This window comes from Dictyoglomus sp. NZ13-RE01 (assembly GCA_002878375.1).
GTDB lineage: Bacteria > Dictyoglomota > Dictyoglomia > Dictyoglomales > Dictyoglomaceae > NZ13-RE01.
The window spans coordinates 1-16250 of record NIRF01000001.1; the positions used below are offsets into that span (position 1 = coordinate 1).

Genomic DNA, 16250 nt, shown 5'->3' on the forward strand with positions numbered 1-16250 from the left:
AAAGCTTTTTTAGAAAGAGCTCTAATTGATGGTTTTTTCTCTTTTATTAAACTCATTATTAACACAATTAAAATTTCTTTTATCTTTTTTCTTAAAGAAAAATCTGGTAGAATATTAATGACCATAGTTTTCACCTCCCGGGGTTTGGATGTTATCTCTTTCTAATCTAATTCTAACCCTGGGAGGTTTTTCTTTTCAAAAACTGATTACAGGTCAGCCAATTATGATTCTTGACAATATACTAAAGGTAGTGTATAAATTTACTTGAGGTTTGAGCCGTTAGCTCAACAGGTAGAGCACCTGACTCTTAATCAGGGGGTTGCAGGTTCGATTCCTGCACGGCTCACCAAAATTGAATATAAGGTGCGAGGGTGGCGGAATGGCAGACGCGCTAGACTTAGGATCTAGTGGGGAACACCCGTGCGGGTTCAACTCCCGCCCCTCGCACCAAGTAAATGATGCGGGAGTAGCTCAGGGGTAGAGCGTCTCCTTGCCAAGGAGAAGGCCGCGGGTTCAAATCCCGTCTCCCGCTCCAATTAAAAAAGAAAACTATATTAAAAACCTCAGAGTAAAATCTGAGGTATTATTTATTTTATAGGAGGGAAAGGATGAGTTTTGACGAAAGAAGTATTAGTTATAATATCAAAAGAGAACCAGGAAGTGTTTTAACAATTGATGTACAAATAGATTCTTCAAAGAGGGATGAATTTTTAAATGAAGCTTATAAGAGTTTAGTAAATAGGGTTGTGGTACCAGGTTTTAGAAAGGGTAAGGCTCCAAGACCCATATTAGAAAAATTTTTAGGAGAAGATTTTTATAGAGAGGCAATTAGATTAGCAATAAGGAGCGCATATAAATACATAATATCTAAAGAAAACATAAAACCATATACAGATCCAGATTATACATATATTCAAGAGAATTGGAATGAAAATGAAAATCTTAATTTTTCTCTTAAGGTTGAGATTTTCCCAGATATTAAAGTAGGGCAATACAAAGGTTTGAATTATGAGTTAAAAGATGTTGAGGTTAGTGAAGAAGAATTTAGTAAGTTTTTGGAGCAATTAAAATTACAGAATAGTAAACTAAAGCCCATAGAAGATAGAGAGATAGGAGAGGGAGATTTGGTTTATGTAGAGAGGGAAACCAAAGATGGAATAAAGTTAGAACCCCTCTGGATTAGATTGAATGGAAGTTATGATAAAGAGATTGAAAAGGAATTAATTGGAATGAAAATTGGAGAACAGAAGATAATAGAGACAAAAATCTCTGATGATTATCCAGATACAAAATTTGCAGGTAAAGTTATACCTGTTATATGGAGAATTAACAAGGCTTGGTCTTATGATGTGATTAGCGATGAAGAACTTGCTCAAAAATTAGGATATTCCAATGTTGAGGAAATGTATTCAAAGATTAAAGAGGCGCTAATAAAAAACAAATCAGATGTTGAAAAAGAGAAAGTTTATAATGAGATTGTTAATAAGATAATAGAAGATAGTGAAATAGATCCTCCTGAAACTTTAGTTTTAACAGTTGCTCAGGCTATGTTTCAGGAATTGTTTAATGATTTAGCAAGAAGTGGAAAAGATTTTGAAGATTACTTGAAGGAGATTGGGATGACTAAGGAACAATTTATTGAAGAAATAAAAGAGAGGGCAAGAAAAAGAATCCAATTAGAGTTTATATTTGAACATATTGCTCAGGAAGAAAATATCAAAGTAACTGAAGAAGAAATAGATGAATATTTAAGTAGGTTTACAGAAGAAGAAAATAAATCTGTAAGTCAAATTAAAGAGGAATTAGAGAGAAGTGGTGATTTAAAGACTTTAGAAAAAAATCTTTTGAGAAGTAAAATTGTAGAGTTTTTAATAGAGGAAAACACAAAGAAGGGGGAAGGTTAATATGACATTAGTACCAATTGTAATTGAGCAGACACCACGTGGCGAGAGAGCATATGATATATATTCTCGCCTTCTAAAAAGTAGGATAGTTTTTTTAGGAACTGCTATTAATGATGAAGTTGCAAATCTGATTATTGCTCAACTATTATTTTTAGAATCTGAAGATCCTGAGAAAGATATTTATCTTTATATAAATAGTCCGGGTGGTGAAGTATCTGCTGGACTTGCTATTTATGACACTATGAGACATATAAAGCCAAAGGTAGCAACTGTTTGTGTGGGGCAAGCAGCAAGTATGGCGGCAGTTTTGTTAAGTGCTGGTGACAAGGGAAGAAGATATGCTCTTCCTCACTCGAGAGTAATGATTCATCAGCCATTAGGCGGTGTTTATGGACCTGCAGCTGATATAGAGATTCACGCTAAAGAAATATTAAAGATTAGAAATGTATTAAATGAGATTTTAGCTTACCATACTGGTCAGCCTCTGGAAAAGATTCAAAGAGACACTGATAGAGACTTCTTTATGTCTGCGCAAGAAGCTAAAGAATATGGTATTGTTGATGAAGTACTTGAAAGTAAGAAATGAGGTGTAGTTATGTCAAATAAGGAAATTAGATGTTCCTTTTGTGGTAAAAGTCAAAAAGAAGTAAAAAAATTAATTTCTGGTCCTGGTGTTTTTATATGCGATGAGTGTGTTTCTCTTTGTTATGATTTAATTAATGAGGACGAAGAGAAGATTGAACAAAATAATGATTTTGTTTTGCCAACCCCATCAGAGATTAAAGCATTTTTAGATCAGTATGTTATAGGGCAGGAGAGAGCCAAAAAGGTATTATCTGTTGCTGTTTATAACCACTATAAAAGGATATATTATGGTAATAAAATAAGTGAAGATGTAGAACTTCAAAAAAGCAATATTTTGCTTATAGGACCTACTGGTGTTGGTAAAACTCTTCTTGCAGAAACCTTAGCAAAATTTTTAAAAGTTCCTTTTGCTATTGCAGATGCTACCACTTTAACAGAAGCAGGTTATGTAGGAGAAGATGTAGAAAACATTCTCCTACGTTTAATACAAAATGCAAATTGGGATGTTAAAAAGGCTGAGAAAGGTATTGTGTATATTGATGAGATTGATAAAATCTCGAGAAAGTCAGAAAATCCATCTATAACAAGGGATGTTTCCGGCGAAGGAGTACAACAAGCTTTATTAAGAATAGTAGAAGGTACAATAGCAAATGTGCCTCCTCAGGGTGGAAGAAAACATCCATATCAGGAATTTATACAGATCAATACTAAAAATATATTATTTATTGCAGGAGGCTCCTTTGAGGGAATAGAAAAGATAATTGAAAAAAGATTGGACATTGAGAATATCGGGTTTGGTTCAAAAGTAGAGCCTAAGAAAAGAAGAAATTTATCCTCTATATTGAATCAAGTTTTACCAGAAGATCTATTAAAATTTGGTATGATACCTGAGTTTGTGGGAAGATTTCCTATAGTCACTGTTTTGGATCCTCTTGACGAATCCGCTCTTTTGAGAATTCTCACAGAACCAAAAAATGCTTTAGTTAAGCAGTATAAAGCTTTACTTGCCTTAGATGGAATTGAATTAGAATTTACAGAAGAAGCATTAAGGGCTATAGTTAAGGAAGCTCAGGAAAAGGCTACAGGAGCAAGAGGATTACGTGCAGTAATTGAAGAGGTTATGTTGGAAGTAATGTATGAATTGCCCAGAAGAAATATTAAAAAGTTTGTAGTTACGCCAGAATTGGTATATAATCGAAGAGGTTTGTCTTGGGAAAATATTCTTAAAAATGCAGGATAAAGGAGGCGAATTAATGAAGGAGGAGCTTCCTGGTCTTTATAATTTTAAGGATGTAGAAGATAAATGGTATAAGTTTTGGATTGAAAAAGGATATTTTCATTCAAAAGTTGATTATAATAAAAAGCCCTTTACAATAGTTTTGCCTCCTCCTAATATCACAGGTTCTCTCCATTTGGGACATGCCCTAAATGCTACTATTCAGGATATATTAATTAGGTGGAAAAGGTTGCAGGGATATAATGCTCTTTGGATTCCTGGGACTGATCATGCTGGAATAGCTACCCAAGCTGTAGTGGAGAGAGAATTATTAAAAGAGGGAAAAACCCGTTGGGATTTAGGAAGAGATGAATTTTTAAAGAGAGTTTGGGATTGGAGAGAAAAGTATGGACAAACAATAGTAGAACAATTAAAGAAGCTTGGGGTTTCATGTGATTGGAATAGATTAAGATTTACTATGGATGAGGTTTATTCGAAGGCTGTTATTACCGCCTTCGTTAGATTATATAAAAAGGGATATATCTATAGAGGAGAAAGAATTATAAATTGGTGTCCTCGATGTAGAACTGCTCTTTCAGATTTAGAGGTCAGGTATGTAGAAGAAAATTCCTATCTCTGGTATATAAGATATCCGCTGGCAGATGAGGATGGAGAGATAATAATTGCTACCGCAAGACCTGAGACTATGTTGGGAGATACCGCCGTTGCAGTAAATCCTAATGATGAAAGGTACAAGCATTTAATAGGAAAATATGTTATCCTTCCTCTTATGGAAAGAAAAATTCCAATAATCGCGGATGAATCAGTAGATCCTGAGTTTGGAACTGGAGCATTGAAAGTTACTCCTGCTCACGATAGTGAGGATTTTGAAATAGGAATGAGGCATAATTTGGAATTTATACAAGTTATTGATGAAAAGGGATTTATGAATGAAAATGCTGGGGAGTTCAAAGGCTTAGATGTTTATTCAGCAAGAAAGGCAGTTGAAGAGGCGCTTAAAGAGAAGGGATTTTTAGTGAAAAAAGAACCCTACACTCATGATTTAGCCACATGTGATAGATGTGGAACACCAATTGAACCTCTCATATCAAAGCAGTGGTTTATGAGGATGAGTGAAATTGCAAAACCAGCTATTAAAGTTGTTGAAGAAGGAGTTGTTAAGTTTATTCCTGATAGATGGAAGAAAATTTACTTTGATTGGATGTATAATATCAAAGACTGGTGTCTATCCCGTCAATTGTGGTGGGGGCATAGAATTCCAGCATGGTATTGTCAAGATTGCGGTCATGTAAATGTGAACATTAATACCCCTACTAAGTGTGAGGTTTGTGGTAGTACAAATTTAAAACAAGATGAGGATGTACTTGATACATGGTTTAGTTCTGCTTTATGGCCTTTAGGAACATTAGGTTGGCCAGAGGATACAGAAGATTTAAGATACTATTATCCAACCTCCGTACTAAGCACAGCAAGGGACATAATAAACCTTTGGGTAGCAAGAATGATTATGATGGGGCTTGAGTTCAAAGGGGATGTTCCCTTCTATCATGTCTATATTCATCCTACAGTTCTAACAAGAGAAGGCAAAAGAATGAGTAAATCAAAAGGAACAGGTGTTGATCCATTAGAACTTATAGAAAAGTATGGCGCAGATGTTACAAGGTTTGGCTTAGCTATTCAATGTACTGAGATGCAGGACTTGAGATTTCATGAGGAAAATTTTGACAATACTAAGAACTTTGCAAACAAGATTTGGAATGCTAGTAGATTTGTAATTATGAATTTAGACGATAACGTGGATTACAATAATATAGATTTGCTTGCTCATACATTGTCTCTATCAGATAAGTGGATTCTTAGTAGATTACAGAAGGAAGTAGAAGAAGTTACAAAATGTTTAGAGGAGTATAAATTTAGTGAATATGTGAAGACAATTTATAACTTCTTTTGGACAGAATTTTGTGATTGGTATATAGAACTGGTAAAACCAAGATTAGCAGATAAGGAAGATGCAGAAAGTAGATTAATAGCTCAGACAGTTTTATGTAAAGTTTTGAAAACTAATTTATTACTACTACATCCTGTAATGCCATTTATTACTGAGGAAATTTGGCAGAAGCTTCCAAATACTTCAGAAAGTATTATGATTGATAGCTGGCCAAAGGTAGAAAGTGAGTTTTTAGATGAGGAAAGCGAAAAAAATATGATTTTTATTCAAGAGGGTATTAGGAGTTTAAGGGCAATAAGAGCAGAATTCGAGATACCACCATCAGAGCTGATTAATGTATATTTCTATACAGAAAATCAAATGGAAAAAGCCTTAATTGAAGGATATTCAGGATATTTCTTTAATTTAGCAAAGGTAAGGTTAATCTTATCTCCATCTATGATTGAAGAGAAGAATACAGCTCACAGTTTAGTAGGAGATACCAATTTCTTTGTTAAATTAGCTGGCTTAATAGATATAAGTAAGGAAAAGGAAAAAGTTTTGAAAGAATTGAAGGAATTAGAAAAGGTAATTGTAAATTTAGAAAATAAATTGAACAATAAAAATTTCTTAGAGAAGGCTCCCATTGAGGTGGTTGAGAAAGAAAGAGAAAAATATAATACTCTCTTAGAGAAGAAGGAATTACTTTTGAGAAGGCTAAGAGTTCTTGAATGAAAGGGAGGAGGAAGTTATGAAAGTTTTTAGCTTTAAAGGGGGAGTTCATCCTCCTGAAAAGAAGGAGCTTGCGAAAAATTCTCCTATTTACTCAATTCCTATTCCTGAAAAATTATATGTTCCTTTACTGCAACATACAGGAGCTCCAGCGCAACCCTTAGTAAAAGTTAAAGACCATGTTTATAAAGGACAAAAAATAGGAGATGCTCAATCTTATGTTACAGCTCCTGTTCATGCTCCAACTTCTGGAACGGTTAGAAGAATAGGTCTTCATCCTCATCCAACAGGAAGGAATGTGCTTACTATTGAGATTGAAAGTGATGGCAAAGATGAGGTTTACCCAGAGATTAAACCAATAGACTGGAAAAATTTATCTCCTGATGAGATTAGGAATCATATAAGGGAGGCTGGTATTGTAGGATTAGGCGGTGCTGCCTTTCCAACCCATGTTAAAATCACTCCCCCGAAGGAAAAAAATATAGATACTGTTATATTAAATGGTGCAGAATGTGAGCCATATTTAACCATTGATTATAGATTAATGTTAGAAAAACCCGAGTGTATTGTAGAGGGCTTAGAGATACTTATGTATGTTTTGGGAGTTAAGCGTGGAATTATAGCAGTTGAGGATAATAAGAAGGATGCTTACGAAGTGTTAAAAAAGCATGTAAAGAGTGGAATGGATGTTGTTTTAGTAAAAACTAAATACCCTCAGGGTTCCGAAAAACAATTAATTAAGGCTGTTTTAGATAGAGAAGTTCCATCTGGAGGACTTCCTTTGGATGTTGGGGTTGTAGTAAATAACGTTGGAACATCCTGTGCAATATCGGAGTATTTTAAAACTGGTTTGCCTTTGATATCACGGGGTGTAACAGTAACAGGAGAAGGTGTTAAAAATCCTAAAAATTTGAATGTTCTAATAGGAACACCAGTTTACAAGTTAATAGATGAGTGTGGAGGTTTTGTAGATACACCTGGAAAAGTTATTTTTGGGGGACCAATGACGGGGGTTGCGGTTTATAGTTTGGCTACTCCTATTATTAAGGGAACCTCTGGTGTATTAGTTATGCCAAGAAGAGATGTAAAAATATATGATCCAATGGCTTGTGTAAGATGTGGGAGATGCGTGGATGTATGCCCAATGCATTTAAAGCCTACTATTATTGCAAAATACTCAAGACTGAAAAAATTTGATTTAGCAGAGGAAGAAGGAGCTTTAGATTGTATGGAGTGTGGTTCTTGCAGTTATATATGTCCTTCAAGAAGACCATTGCTCCAATATATAAGGATAGCTAAATCTGAAATATTAGCAAAAAGAAGAAAATAGGGGGAACTTATTATGATGGAGAAAGAATTAATAGTTTCATCTTCTCCTCATGTTTTTGCTGATGAAGATGTAAGCAAAGTAATGTTGAATGTGGTATTTGCGCTTATTCCTGCTACGGTAGCAGGAATCTATTTTTTTGGCTTATATTCTCTTCAGGTTGTTTTAGTTAGTGTAATATCCGCAATTTTCTGGGAAGGGATATCTCTTTTTGTTAGAAAAAAATCTTTAAGAAACCTGCTGGATTTTAGCGCATTAGTTACTGGATTATTACTTGCACTCACCTTGCCTCCAAATGTTCCTTTATGGATCCCTGTGGTAGGAAATTTTGTAGCTATTGTCATAACAAAACAAATTTTTGGTGGTCTTGGTAATAATTTTTTAAATCCAGCATTAGTTGGAAGAGCTTTTCTATTAACATCTTATCCTGCCATAATGACTCATTGGATAGCTCCCATAAGTTCTTTTATTTCTTCCACAATACCTATAACTTCCGCAACACCTCTTGCTATTGAAAAACTTAAATTACCATACAATTTACCTTCTTATTGGGATTTATTTATAGGTAGAATACCAGGATGTATAGGTGAGACATCCGCACTACTTCTTTTGATAGGAGGTCTTTGGCTTATATATAAAAATATAGTGGATTGGGTGATTCCAGTAAGTTTTATATCTACAATTATGGTAATTTCTCTACTATATGGAAAAGACCCTATTTTTCAGATTTTAGCAGGTGGTGTTTTCTTAGGAGCTTTCTTTATGGCTACTGATTGGGTTACAACTCCTTTAACGAGAAAGGGAAGATTAATATTTGGTATTGGGGCAGGCTTTCTTACCATGATGATTAGAATTTATGGGGTATACCCTGAAGGAGTTTCCTATGGAATATTGGTTATGAATGTATTAACTCCATTAATTGATAGAAGTATAAAGTTAAGAAGGTTTGGTGAGGTGCGAAAATGAAGGAAATAATAACATATGGTTTGATTTTAATGCTTATTTGTGCTATTGCTGCTGGAGCTTTAGCCTATACATATATTCAGACTCAAAAAGTAATAGCACAGCAAAAGGAAAGAGAAAAACTTCAAGCCTTACAAGAGTTATTACCAAATGCAAAAGAGTTTGAAAAGGTATCTAATCTTCCAACTCCAAAGAATAAATTAGTCAAAATCTTTGATATTTATATCGGTAAGAATAATGATAAATTTATTGGAAAAGTTTTTGAAGTAAGTATTAGAGGTTATAGCAGTGATATAAATCTAATGATTGGAATAGATAGCAGTGGGAAGATTGTGAAGGTAAAAGTGATTTCTCAACAAGAAACACCAGGTCTAGGTGCAAACATAGTAAAGGATGAATTTTTAAGTCAGTTCATAGGAAAGAGTTCTCCTAATTTAGAAATTAAGAGGGATATTCAACCTGTAACGGGTGCTACAATTTCTTCTCGGGCAGTTTTAAATGCTGTAAAGGAAGTTTTATCTTTGAAGTGAGAGGTGATTATTTATGTTAAGAGAATTCTGGAAGAACTTTGTAAATGGTATTTTTAGAGAAAACCCTGTATTAATATTAATGATCGGACTTTGCTCTGTGCTTGCGGTTTCAACTAATGTTGCAAACGGTATAGGAATGGGACTTGCCTTTTCTTTTGTGATGGTCTTTTCGAATATTTTTGTATCATTACTCAGACCTATAACACCAAGAAATATAAGAATTCCCATATTTATAATAGTTATTGGAACTTTTACAACTATAACAGATTTGGTTATGTCCGCTTATCTTCCAGAATTACATAAATCCTTAGGAATATTTATTCCTTTAATAGTGGTAAATTGTATTATTATTGGTAGGGCTGAGGCTTTTGCCTATAGAAATAATGTTATTAACTCTATTGCAGATGGTCTTGGAATGAGTGTAGGATACTTTTGGACTATAGTGGTTTTATCTGCTATGAGAGAGCTTTTAGGAGCAGGTACTTTAATGAATATTCCTGTTATGCCATCTTTTTTTAAACCAGCGATGGCTTTTATAATGCCTCCTGGAGCCTTTTGGGGAATAGGACTTTTGATTGGAATTTTAAATTGGTCCTTTAAGAAAATTAATAAAAAGGAATAGGAGGTAACAATGGGGTTATTAGGAAAATTATTCACTTTATTTTTATTTGCCTCATTGGTTGATAATATTGTATTCATGAGGTTTTTGGCTTTATGTTCTTACGTAGGGATGACATCCCAATTTGATGCGTCTATAGGAATGGGAATAGCAGTAACTTTTGTTACTGTAATGGCATCTGTAGTTACCTTCTTTATTTATTATTATATTCTTCTGCCATTGAATTTAGTTTTTTTAAAAATTATAGCCTTTATTTTAGTAATTGCAGCGTTAGTTCAGTTAGTTGAAATGGTTATAAGAAAAACATCCCCATACTTATATAAAGCAATGGGTATATATTTACCATTAATTACAACAAACTGTGCTATATTGGGAGTTACCTTTATAAACATAGATATGTCCTATAATCTTCTTGAGGTAATAGTTTACTCTATTGGAGTATCTATAGGATATACTTTAGCTTTAATACTTTTGGCATCTATTAGGGAAAGATTAAGTTTTGCTGAAATACCAGATTTTTGGAAAGGATATCCTTTAGTCTTTATAACATCAGGGCTTCTTGCTTTAGTATTTTTAGGTTTCCAGGGGATGGCTCATTAGGAGGAGGTAAGAATATATGAATGTAGTAGTATTATCTATGATAGTTTTAGGGGGAATTGGTTTAATTTTTGGTAGTAGTCTTGCTTATGCAGGTAAAAAATTTGCTGTTAAAGTTGACCCAAGGGTTGAAGAGGTTTTAAAGGTTTTGCCAGGGAGTAATTGTGGGGCTTGTGGTTATCCTGGTTGCGAAGGATTAGCAAATGCAATAGTAGAAGGAAAAGCTCCAGTTACTGGTTGTGTGGCTGGTGGAGAAAAAGTTGCAAAGGCAGTAGCTCGAATTATGGGAATAAAGGAAGATATAACAGTAGTTAAAAATGTAGCCTTTTTGACTTGTCAGGGAGGAAAGGATATTGCAAAAGAAAGGTTTATTTATGAAGGAATAAAAACTTGTAAGGCAGTAGATCTGGTACAAGGAGGACCAAAGGGATGTATAAATGGCTGTCTTGGATTTGGAGATTGTGTTGAGGCTTGTCCTTTTTCTGCTATATCAATGGGAGAAGATGGATTACCTCATATAGATGTAGAGAAATGTACAGGTTGTGGTTTATGTGTAAAGGCTTGTCCTCGCGGTGTATTGACCCTTTTACCTGTAAATATCCCACTTCTTTTAGGCTGTAAAACAACTCTTCCTGGTCCTGATGCAAGACAAGTTTGCTCAAAAGCTTGTATTGGATGCGGAATTTGTGAAAAATCCTGTCCTAAGGGAGCTATTAAAATGCAGGGCAGATTACCAGTAATTGATTATAATTTATGTGATGGATGCGGTATATGTGTTGAAAAGTGTCCAACGAAGGCTTTAATATTGCTTAAGAAATAAATGTTCAGAAGGTATTTTCTATTTATTATTCTGTTAATTTTTATGTTTTCTGTTGCCTATTTGATAAAAGAGATTCCAAGAGAAGATTTTGCAGAAAAGCAAGGCATATTAATGGACACCTATGTTGTTATAAGAATTAAAGGAGTGGAGAGTCAAAAAGTCGTTTCCAAGATTTGGAATTTGTTAGAAGATTTAGACAAGAAATTGGATAGATTTAAAAAGGAAAGTGAGATTTATAAGATAAATAACAATGCAGGAAAATGGATAGAAGTCTCGAAGGAAGTATTGGAAGTTATTAATAAAGCATTGTACTTTGCTAAGATATCAGATGGATATTTTGATCCTACAGTTGGACCTTTAATGGAGATTTGGGGATTTTACAATAGTTCTTATAGATTGCCAAGGGAGAGTGAAATTAAAAGGGCTTTAGAATTAGTAAATTGGAGATATATAGATATTAAAGATAATAAAGTAAGGCTATTGAAAGATAAAGCTTCAATTGATTTAGGAGGAATTGCAAAAGGATATGCTATTGAAAAGGCTTTGGAAATTTGTAGGGATAGTAAGATTGATGAAGTTTATATTGATTTTGGAGGTAATATAGCTGTTTTAGGAAAACCTGAAAGGGGAGATTATTGGGAGATTGGAATAAAACATCCTCGAAAAGATGGAATAATTGGCAAAATAAAAATCAAAGAAGGTGTTGTTGCTACATCTGGTGATTATGAAAGATATTTTGTAAAGAATGGAATAAGGTACTGTCATATAATGAATCCTAAGAACGGTTTTCCAGCATCTGATGTTATGAGTGTGACTGTAATTTCAAAAAATGGGATTGAAGCTGATGCTCTATCAACAACATTTTTTGTATTAGGAAAAAGAGCTTTGGATTTTAGAAATAAGTTTTTTCCAGATGTAGAATTTGTTATGATAGATAAAAACGGAAAAATTATTAGGACGAGCGGAGTTATTTTTGAATTAGAAAAATGATGAAATTTAATAAGAGTATAAATTATATAACTTTTTTGGGAGTTATGCTTTCTTTGGCATGTATCTTGTATTATATTGAAGCATTATTTTTGAATCCACTAACCTCTTTACCTGGCTCAAAACTTGGTATTGCTAATATAATAACTTTACTTACAATCTACTGGATAGGTTTAAAAGAGGGCTTAATAATATCCTTTTTAAGAGTAATTTTGGTTAATATATTATTAGGTGGGATTTTTGGACTTTCATTCTTTTTGAGTTTAACAGGAGGAGTTGTAAGTGCCTTTATAATGGGGATTTTGGAGAGAAATAAAAATTTAAAAATTATATATGTTAGTATATTTGGGGCATTGGCCCACAATATTTCTCAGTTGATTGTGGTCTCATTTTTTATATCTCATAAAAGTATTTTATTTTATTTTCCTTTTTTAGTATTTTTTGCTTTTATAACAGGAACATTTAATGGAATTTTGGGGGAGTGGGTGATGAATAAAATTAATGCCATTTTAGGAGGGTAGGAATGAGAAGGAATAGATGGTCTACAAAGTTTTTAATTTTTTTGATAATTTTAGGAATGATAATGGGTGGAGTTTTAGCAGAAAGTTTTAAAGAAAAATTGCAATTTTTATCCAGTGGAATAAACATAGGTTTTTCTCCCTTTACTTTGGATTTATATTTTTTGAACTTGACATTTGGGTTGAATATAAGGTTTAATTTAGGTAGTGTTATAGGTATACTTTTAGTTTTAGTTTTCTATAGCTTATAAACATGGAAATTTTACATGATATTTATAAAGGTTGGAAAAGTTTTACAAAGAAAAGCTTTTTTCTGGTTGCAGGTTTATTTGTCTTTTTTGTTATTTTTATAGTTTTAATTGTATTTATTACATCAATAAACGGCTCTCTTTTAATATGGCAAGATAGAATAAAAATTTATGTATTTTTTGCTCCAACTATTCCTGAAAAGGATATATTTAAACTGCAAAGTGATATTCAATCTAAGTATCCTATCCTAAGTATGAGTTATATAAATCAAGAAGTTGCATGGAATAAGTTAAAAGAAGCATTGGGTAATGAAAAGGATATTTTTGCATGGGGATCTCCATCAAACCTTCCAAAAGCTTTAGAGATAAGTCTAATTAATTTAAGTGATATGGAAGATTTCGTTAGTTGGATTTTAGCTAATCCCTTAGTAGATGATGTGAAATATTCCCTGGAATTAAGAGATCAGTGGATTAATATTTATAAGGTTGCAAAAGTATTGAAAAATATATTTGTAATCATGGGAAGTCTTTCTTTTGTAATTATTATTATTGAACTATTGGCACATTCTCAGATTGCATATCCAAATTATTCAATTATCACACAATTTTTTGAGAATTTCTTTACAGTTTTCTTTCCAGCAATATCCTCCTTAGTTTTAATTTATTATATATTATTTTTCATAAAAGATGCTGTGGAAAAGATTCTCCCATACATCCCTTACGTAATTGACTTAAAACATTTCGTTTTATGGGGTGTGTTCTTCTTTTTATCCAGTCTAATATTAAGTTTTTCTTCCGCATTAATAGGTTGGTATAGATTAAAAGAATGAGAAAGAGAACCTTAAGAATTTTATATTTTATATTTTGGTTCTTATTTATATTCATGAATTTACTCCAGTCCTCTGATGTAATTTTGCAAAAACAAAAAGAATTGCAAGAAAAGAGACAGAAAATTAACGCTTTGAAAAAACAAGTGAAAGTCTTAGAGAGTAAGGAACTTAGTATTTTAAGAGAAATCAATAATATTGATTATCAATTAGATAAAACAGAGAGGGAACTTTCAAATGCTGAAGCAAGATTAGGGGAAGCGCAGTCAAATCTATTGGTTTTGACCAATCAATTGAAGATAATGGAAAGAAATTTAAAAAATAGGAGTCTAAACTACAAAGACATGTTAAAGGACGTATTTAAGGAAAATAATACACATGATGATATATGGCAAGTCTTTTTAGGAGAAAAATCATCCTTTGATTTTCTGGCGATACCGTATTATGTGCGATGCATGTTTAAAATTGAAGCTAATAGACTGAAAACTATTGATCAACAAAGAAGAGAAATAGCAGAAAAAAGAAAGGAATGGGAAGAGGAGAAGAAAAGGGTAGAAAATCTTGTAGAAGAAATAGAGCAGAAAAAAGCTTATATAGAAAAGATGAAGAGTGAGAAAAGTGCTTATCTTGAAGATATAAGAAAGCAGAAAAGACTCCAACAGCAAACAATAGCAACTCTTGAGAGAGAGTCAAAAGAGATTGAAGCCTTGATTAATAAACTTGCATCGGATAAGGTTGCAAAGGCAAAAAAAGGAAACTTATCATGGCCTGTTATAGGAAGCATTACCTCTGGTTTTGGAATGAGAAGACATCCACTGCTCGGTGGTGCTCCCATGTTTCATACTGGTATTGATATCTCTGCAAGTTATGGAACTCCTGTAAAAGCTGTTGCACCAGGTAGAGTTATATTTGCAGGATGGTATGGTGGATATGGGAAACTGGTTATATTAGATCATGGAGGTGGTATTTCTACTTTATATGCTCATTTATCAAGAATTGTTGTAAACTTAGAGGAGCAAGTAAGTGAAGGGGAGGTTATAGGATATGTTGGAAGTACAGGACTAAGTACTGGACCTCATTTACACTTTGAGGTAAGAGTGAATGGAGAGCCTAAGGATCCAACATTATGGTTAAAATGAATAAGATAGGAGGAGATAAATTATGAAGCGGGTTAGGAAATATATATTAATACTTGGTATTTTTATTTTATCTATTTTCCTTTTTACAAAGGTATGGGCAGCAAAAGAGATCGTATACGAGGATATAAAAACCTTTCTTGAGGTACTTTATTATGTAAAAAATGCATTTTTGGAAAAGGATTTGAATGGTAAAAAATTAGAGTATGAGGCGATTAGGGGTTTATTGAAGGGGCTTGATGATCCATATACTCGTTTTCTTGAACCTAAAGATTTTAAAACATTTACCGAAGATATGAGTGGTAGTTTTTACGGAGTAGGAATGAGATTAGAACAAAAGGAAAATAAAATATTAGTAGTTTCACCTATAGAGGGAACCCCTGCTTATAAAGCTGGTATAAAGCCAGGAGATCAAATAATTGAGGTTGATGGGATTTCTATTGAAGGAAAGGGGTTAGATGAAGTTGTGGCTATGATTAGGGGGGAACTCGGGAAAAAAGTAAAGATTAAAATATATAGAGAATCTGAGAAAAAGACTTATGAGTTTGAACTCGTTAGGACAAAAATAGAAGTGCCTGTCGTTGAAGATAAGATTTTGAAAGATAGCATAGGATATATAAAGTTCTATGAATTTACACAAAATGCTCCAGAAAAATTGAGATCATCCATAGAAAATATGAAGAAGAATAATGTCTCGGGAATCATATTGGATTTAAGAAATAATCCTGGAGGAGATTTAAGGTCCGCCATAGAAATTGCCAGTTTCTTTATCAGCGATAAGGATAGTGTAACTACTGTTATAAAAGATAAGAATAATAAAGTGGTTGATACCTTTGTTACAAAAGGGATTGTCGTTTATAGAGAGGATAGAGATGGTAATAGATGGGGAGAAAAAGTGAGAGGCAATGTGATTTGGGATAAACCATTAGTATTGCTTGTTAATAGATACTCCGCCAGTGCTTCAGAAATTTTATCAGGTGCAATAAAGGATTACAAAAAAGGTATATTGGTTGGAGAGAAAACCTTTGGGAAAGGTGTTGTACAAAGCATATTCCCACTATCAGATGGTTCCGCCCTAATAATAACTACAGAAAGGTATTTATTACCTTCAGGAAAGAATATTCATAAAGAAGGAATTAATCCAGACTATGTAGTAGAAATGGCACCGGAAAATGTTGGGAAAGATAATGATATACAGCTAAACAAGGCTATTGAGATTATTAAAGAGCAAATATCTTTAAAAAATAAGAAGACAAAAGAAGGAAAGTTATTAATTACTAATAAAAGTTGAAA

The 16250-nt window shown here is 33.2% G+C and carries 16 protein-coding genes and 3 tRNA genes; all 19 read left to right on the forward strand.

Annotated elements, in window-relative coordinates:
• Positions 1–273: 273 nt before the first annotated feature.
• The 19 genes from CBR30_00005 to CBR30_00095 all read left to right on the forward strand — a co-directional run bounded on the left by CBR30_00005 (position 274) and on the right by CBR30_00095 (position 16248).
• A tRNA-Lys gene (locus CBR30_00005) sits at positions 274–349 on the forward strand.
• A gap of 16 nt (positions 350–365) precedes the next feature.
• Positions 366–450: transfer RNA gene (locus CBR30_00010), tRNA-Leu, on the forward strand.
• 10 nt (positions 451–460) lie between these two features.
• Positions 461–535 (forward strand) — tRNA-Gly (locus tag CBR30_00015).
• Between the two features lie 73 nt (positions 536–608).
• Positions 609–1904: a trigger factor gene (tig, locus tag CBR30_00020; protein ID PMQ02083.1), complete on the forward strand. Its 1296-nt coding sequence runs from the start codon at positions 609–611 to the stop codon at positions 1902–1904.
• Between the two features lies 1 nt (position 1905).
• On the forward strand, positions 1906–2490 hold the full coding sequence (gene clpP, locus CBR30_00025) for an ATP-dependent Clp endopeptidase, proteolytic subunit ClpP (protein ID PMQ02084.1): 585 nt from the start codon (positions 1906–1908) through the stop codon (positions 2488–2490).
• A gap of 9 nt (positions 2491–2499) precedes the next feature.
• The gene (locus CBR30_00030) at positions 2500–3729 is read left to right on the forward strand and encodes an ATP-dependent protease ATP-binding subunit ClpX (GenBank protein ID PMQ02085.1); all 1230 of its coding nucleotides are present in this window, start codon (positions 2500–2502) and stop codon (positions 3727–3729) included.
• A 13-nt stretch (positions 3730–3742) separates the two neighbouring features.
• Positions 3743–6388, forward strand: coding sequence for a valine--tRNA ligase (locus tag CBR30_00035; protein PMQ02086.1), 2646 nt, complete (start codon positions 3743–3745; stop codon positions 6386–6388).
• 16 nt (positions 6389–6404) lie between these two features.
• Entirely contained in the window at positions 6405–7715 is a 1311-nt protein-coding gene (locus tag CBR30_00040) for an electron transport complex subunit RsxC (protein PMQ02533.1), read from the forward strand.
• A 12-nt stretch (positions 7716–7727) separates the two neighbouring features.
• Positions 7728–8678 (forward strand): electron transporter RnfD, encoded by a 951-nt coding sequence (locus CBR30_00045; GenBank protein PMQ02087.1) that lies wholly within the window; start codon positions 7728–7730, stop codon positions 8676–8678.
• A complete protein-coding gene (locus CBR30_00050; protein ID PMQ02088.1) occupies positions 8675–9205 on the forward strand; it encodes an NADH:ubiquinone oxidoreductase in 531 nt (176 codons plus the stop codon). Before CBR30_00045 ends, CBR30_00050 begins: the two co-directional genes overlap by 4 nt.
• Before the next feature lie 13 nt (positions 9206–9218).
• On the forward strand, positions 9219–9827 hold the full coding sequence (locus tag CBR30_00055; protein PMQ02089.1) for an electron transport complex subunit RsxE: 609 nt from the start codon (positions 9219–9221) through the stop codon (positions 9825–9827).
• 9 nt (positions 9828–9836) lie between these two features.
• Positions 9837–10424 (forward strand): electron transport complex subunit RsxA, encoded by a 588-nt coding sequence (locus CBR30_00060; protein PMQ02090.1) that lies wholly within the window; start codon positions 9837–9839, stop codon positions 10422–10424.
• A gap of 16 nt (positions 10425–10440) precedes the next feature.
• Positions 10441–11241, forward strand: coding sequence for an electron transporter RnfB (locus tag CBR30_00065; protein ID PMQ02091.1), 801 nt, complete (start codon positions 10441–10443; stop codon positions 11239–11241).
• The gene (locus CBR30_00070) at positions 11242–12231 is read left to right on the forward strand and encodes a thiamine biosynthesis protein ApbE (GenBank protein ID PMQ02092.1); all 990 of its coding nucleotides are present in this window, start codon (positions 11242–11244) and stop codon (positions 12229–12231) included.
• The gene (locus tag CBR30_00075) at positions 12228–12749 is read left to right on the forward strand and encodes a heptaprenyl diphosphate synthase (protein ID PMQ02093.1); all 522 of its coding nucleotides are present in this window, start codon (positions 12228–12230) and stop codon (positions 12747–12749) included. The genes CBR30_00070 and CBR30_00075 overlap by 4 nt, the downstream gene beginning before the upstream one ends.
• A 2-nt stretch (positions 12750–12751) precedes the next feature.
• On the forward strand, positions 12752–12997 hold the full coding sequence (locus CBR30_00080; GenBank protein PMQ02094.1) for a hypothetical protein: 246 nt from the start codon (positions 12752–12754) through the stop codon (positions 12995–12997).
• Positions 12998–12999: 2 nt separating this feature from the next.
• The gene (locus CBR30_00085; protein ID PMQ02095.1) at positions 13000–13824 is read left to right on the forward strand and encodes a hypothetical protein; all 825 of its coding nucleotides are present in this window, start codon (positions 13000–13002) and stop codon (positions 13822–13824) included.
• A 53-nt stretch (positions 13825–13877) separates the two neighbouring features.
• Complete coding sequence (locus CBR30_00090) at positions 13878–14960, forward strand: peptidase M23 (protein PMQ02534.1); 1083 nt, start codon at positions 13878–13880, stop codon at positions 14958–14960.
• A 19-nt stretch (positions 14961–14979) separates the two neighbouring features.
• Entirely contained in the window at positions 14980–16248 is a 1269-nt protein-coding gene (locus CBR30_00095) for a peptidase S41 (GenBank protein PMQ02096.1), read from the forward strand.
• Positions 16249–16250 lie beyond the last annotated feature (2 nt).

Bases quoted from the DNA above. Each gene is read 5' to 3' on its own strand.
- tig (PMQ02083.1), top strand. From the start codon at position 609: ATGAGTTTTGACGAAAGAAGTATTAGTTATAATATCAAAAGAGAACCA.
- clpP (PMQ02084.1), top strand. From the start codon at position 1,906: ATGACATTAGTACCAATTGTAATTGAGCAGACACCACGTGGCGAGAGA.
- CBR30_00030 (PMQ02085.1), top strand. From the start codon at position 2,500: ATGTCAAATAAGGAAATTAGATGTTCCTTTTGTGGTAAAAGTCAAAAA.
- CBR30_00035 (PMQ02086.1), top strand. From the start codon at position 3,743: ATGAAGGAGGAGCTTCCTGGTCTTTATAATTTTAAGGATGTAGAAGAT.
- CBR30_00040 (PMQ02533.1), top strand. From the start codon at position 6,405: ATGAAAGTTTTTAGCTTTAAAGGGGGAGTTCATCCTCCTGAAAAGAAG.
- CBR30_00045 (PMQ02087.1), top strand. From the start codon at position 7,728: ATGATGGAGAAAGAATTAATAGTTTCATCTTCTCCTCATGTTTTTGCT.
- CBR30_00050 (PMQ02088.1), top strand. From the start codon at position 8,675: ATGAAGGAAATAATAACATATGGTTTGATTTTAATGCTTATTTGTGCT.
- CBR30_00055 (PMQ02089.1), top strand. From the start codon at position 9,219: ATGTTAAGAGAATTCTGGAAGAACTTTGTAAATGGTATTTTTAGAGAA.
- CBR30_00060 (PMQ02090.1), top strand. From the start codon at position 9,837: ATGGGGTTATTAGGAAAATTATTCACTTTATTTTTATTTGCCTCATTG.
- CBR30_00065 (PMQ02091.1), top strand. From the start codon at position 10,441: ATGAATGTAGTAGTATTATCTATGATAGTTTTAGGGGGAATTGGTTTA.
- CBR30_00070 (PMQ02092.1), top strand. From the start codon at position 11,242: ATGTTCAGAAGGTATTTTCTATTTATTATTCTGTTAATTTTTATGTTT.
- CBR30_00075 (PMQ02093.1), top strand. From the start codon at position 12,228: ATGATGAAATTTAATAAGAGTATAAATTATATAACTTTTTTGGGAGTT.
- CBR30_00080 (PMQ02094.1), top strand. From the start codon at position 12,752: ATGAGAAGGAATAGATGGTCTACAAAGTTTTTAATTTTTTTGATAATT.
- CBR30_00085 (PMQ02095.1), top strand. From the start codon at position 13,000: ATGGAAATTTTACATGATATTTATAAAGGTTGGAAAAGTTTTACAAAG.
- CBR30_00090 (PMQ02534.1), top strand. From the start codon at position 13,878: ATGAATTTACTCCAGTCCTCTGATGTAATTTTGCAAAAACAAAAAGAA.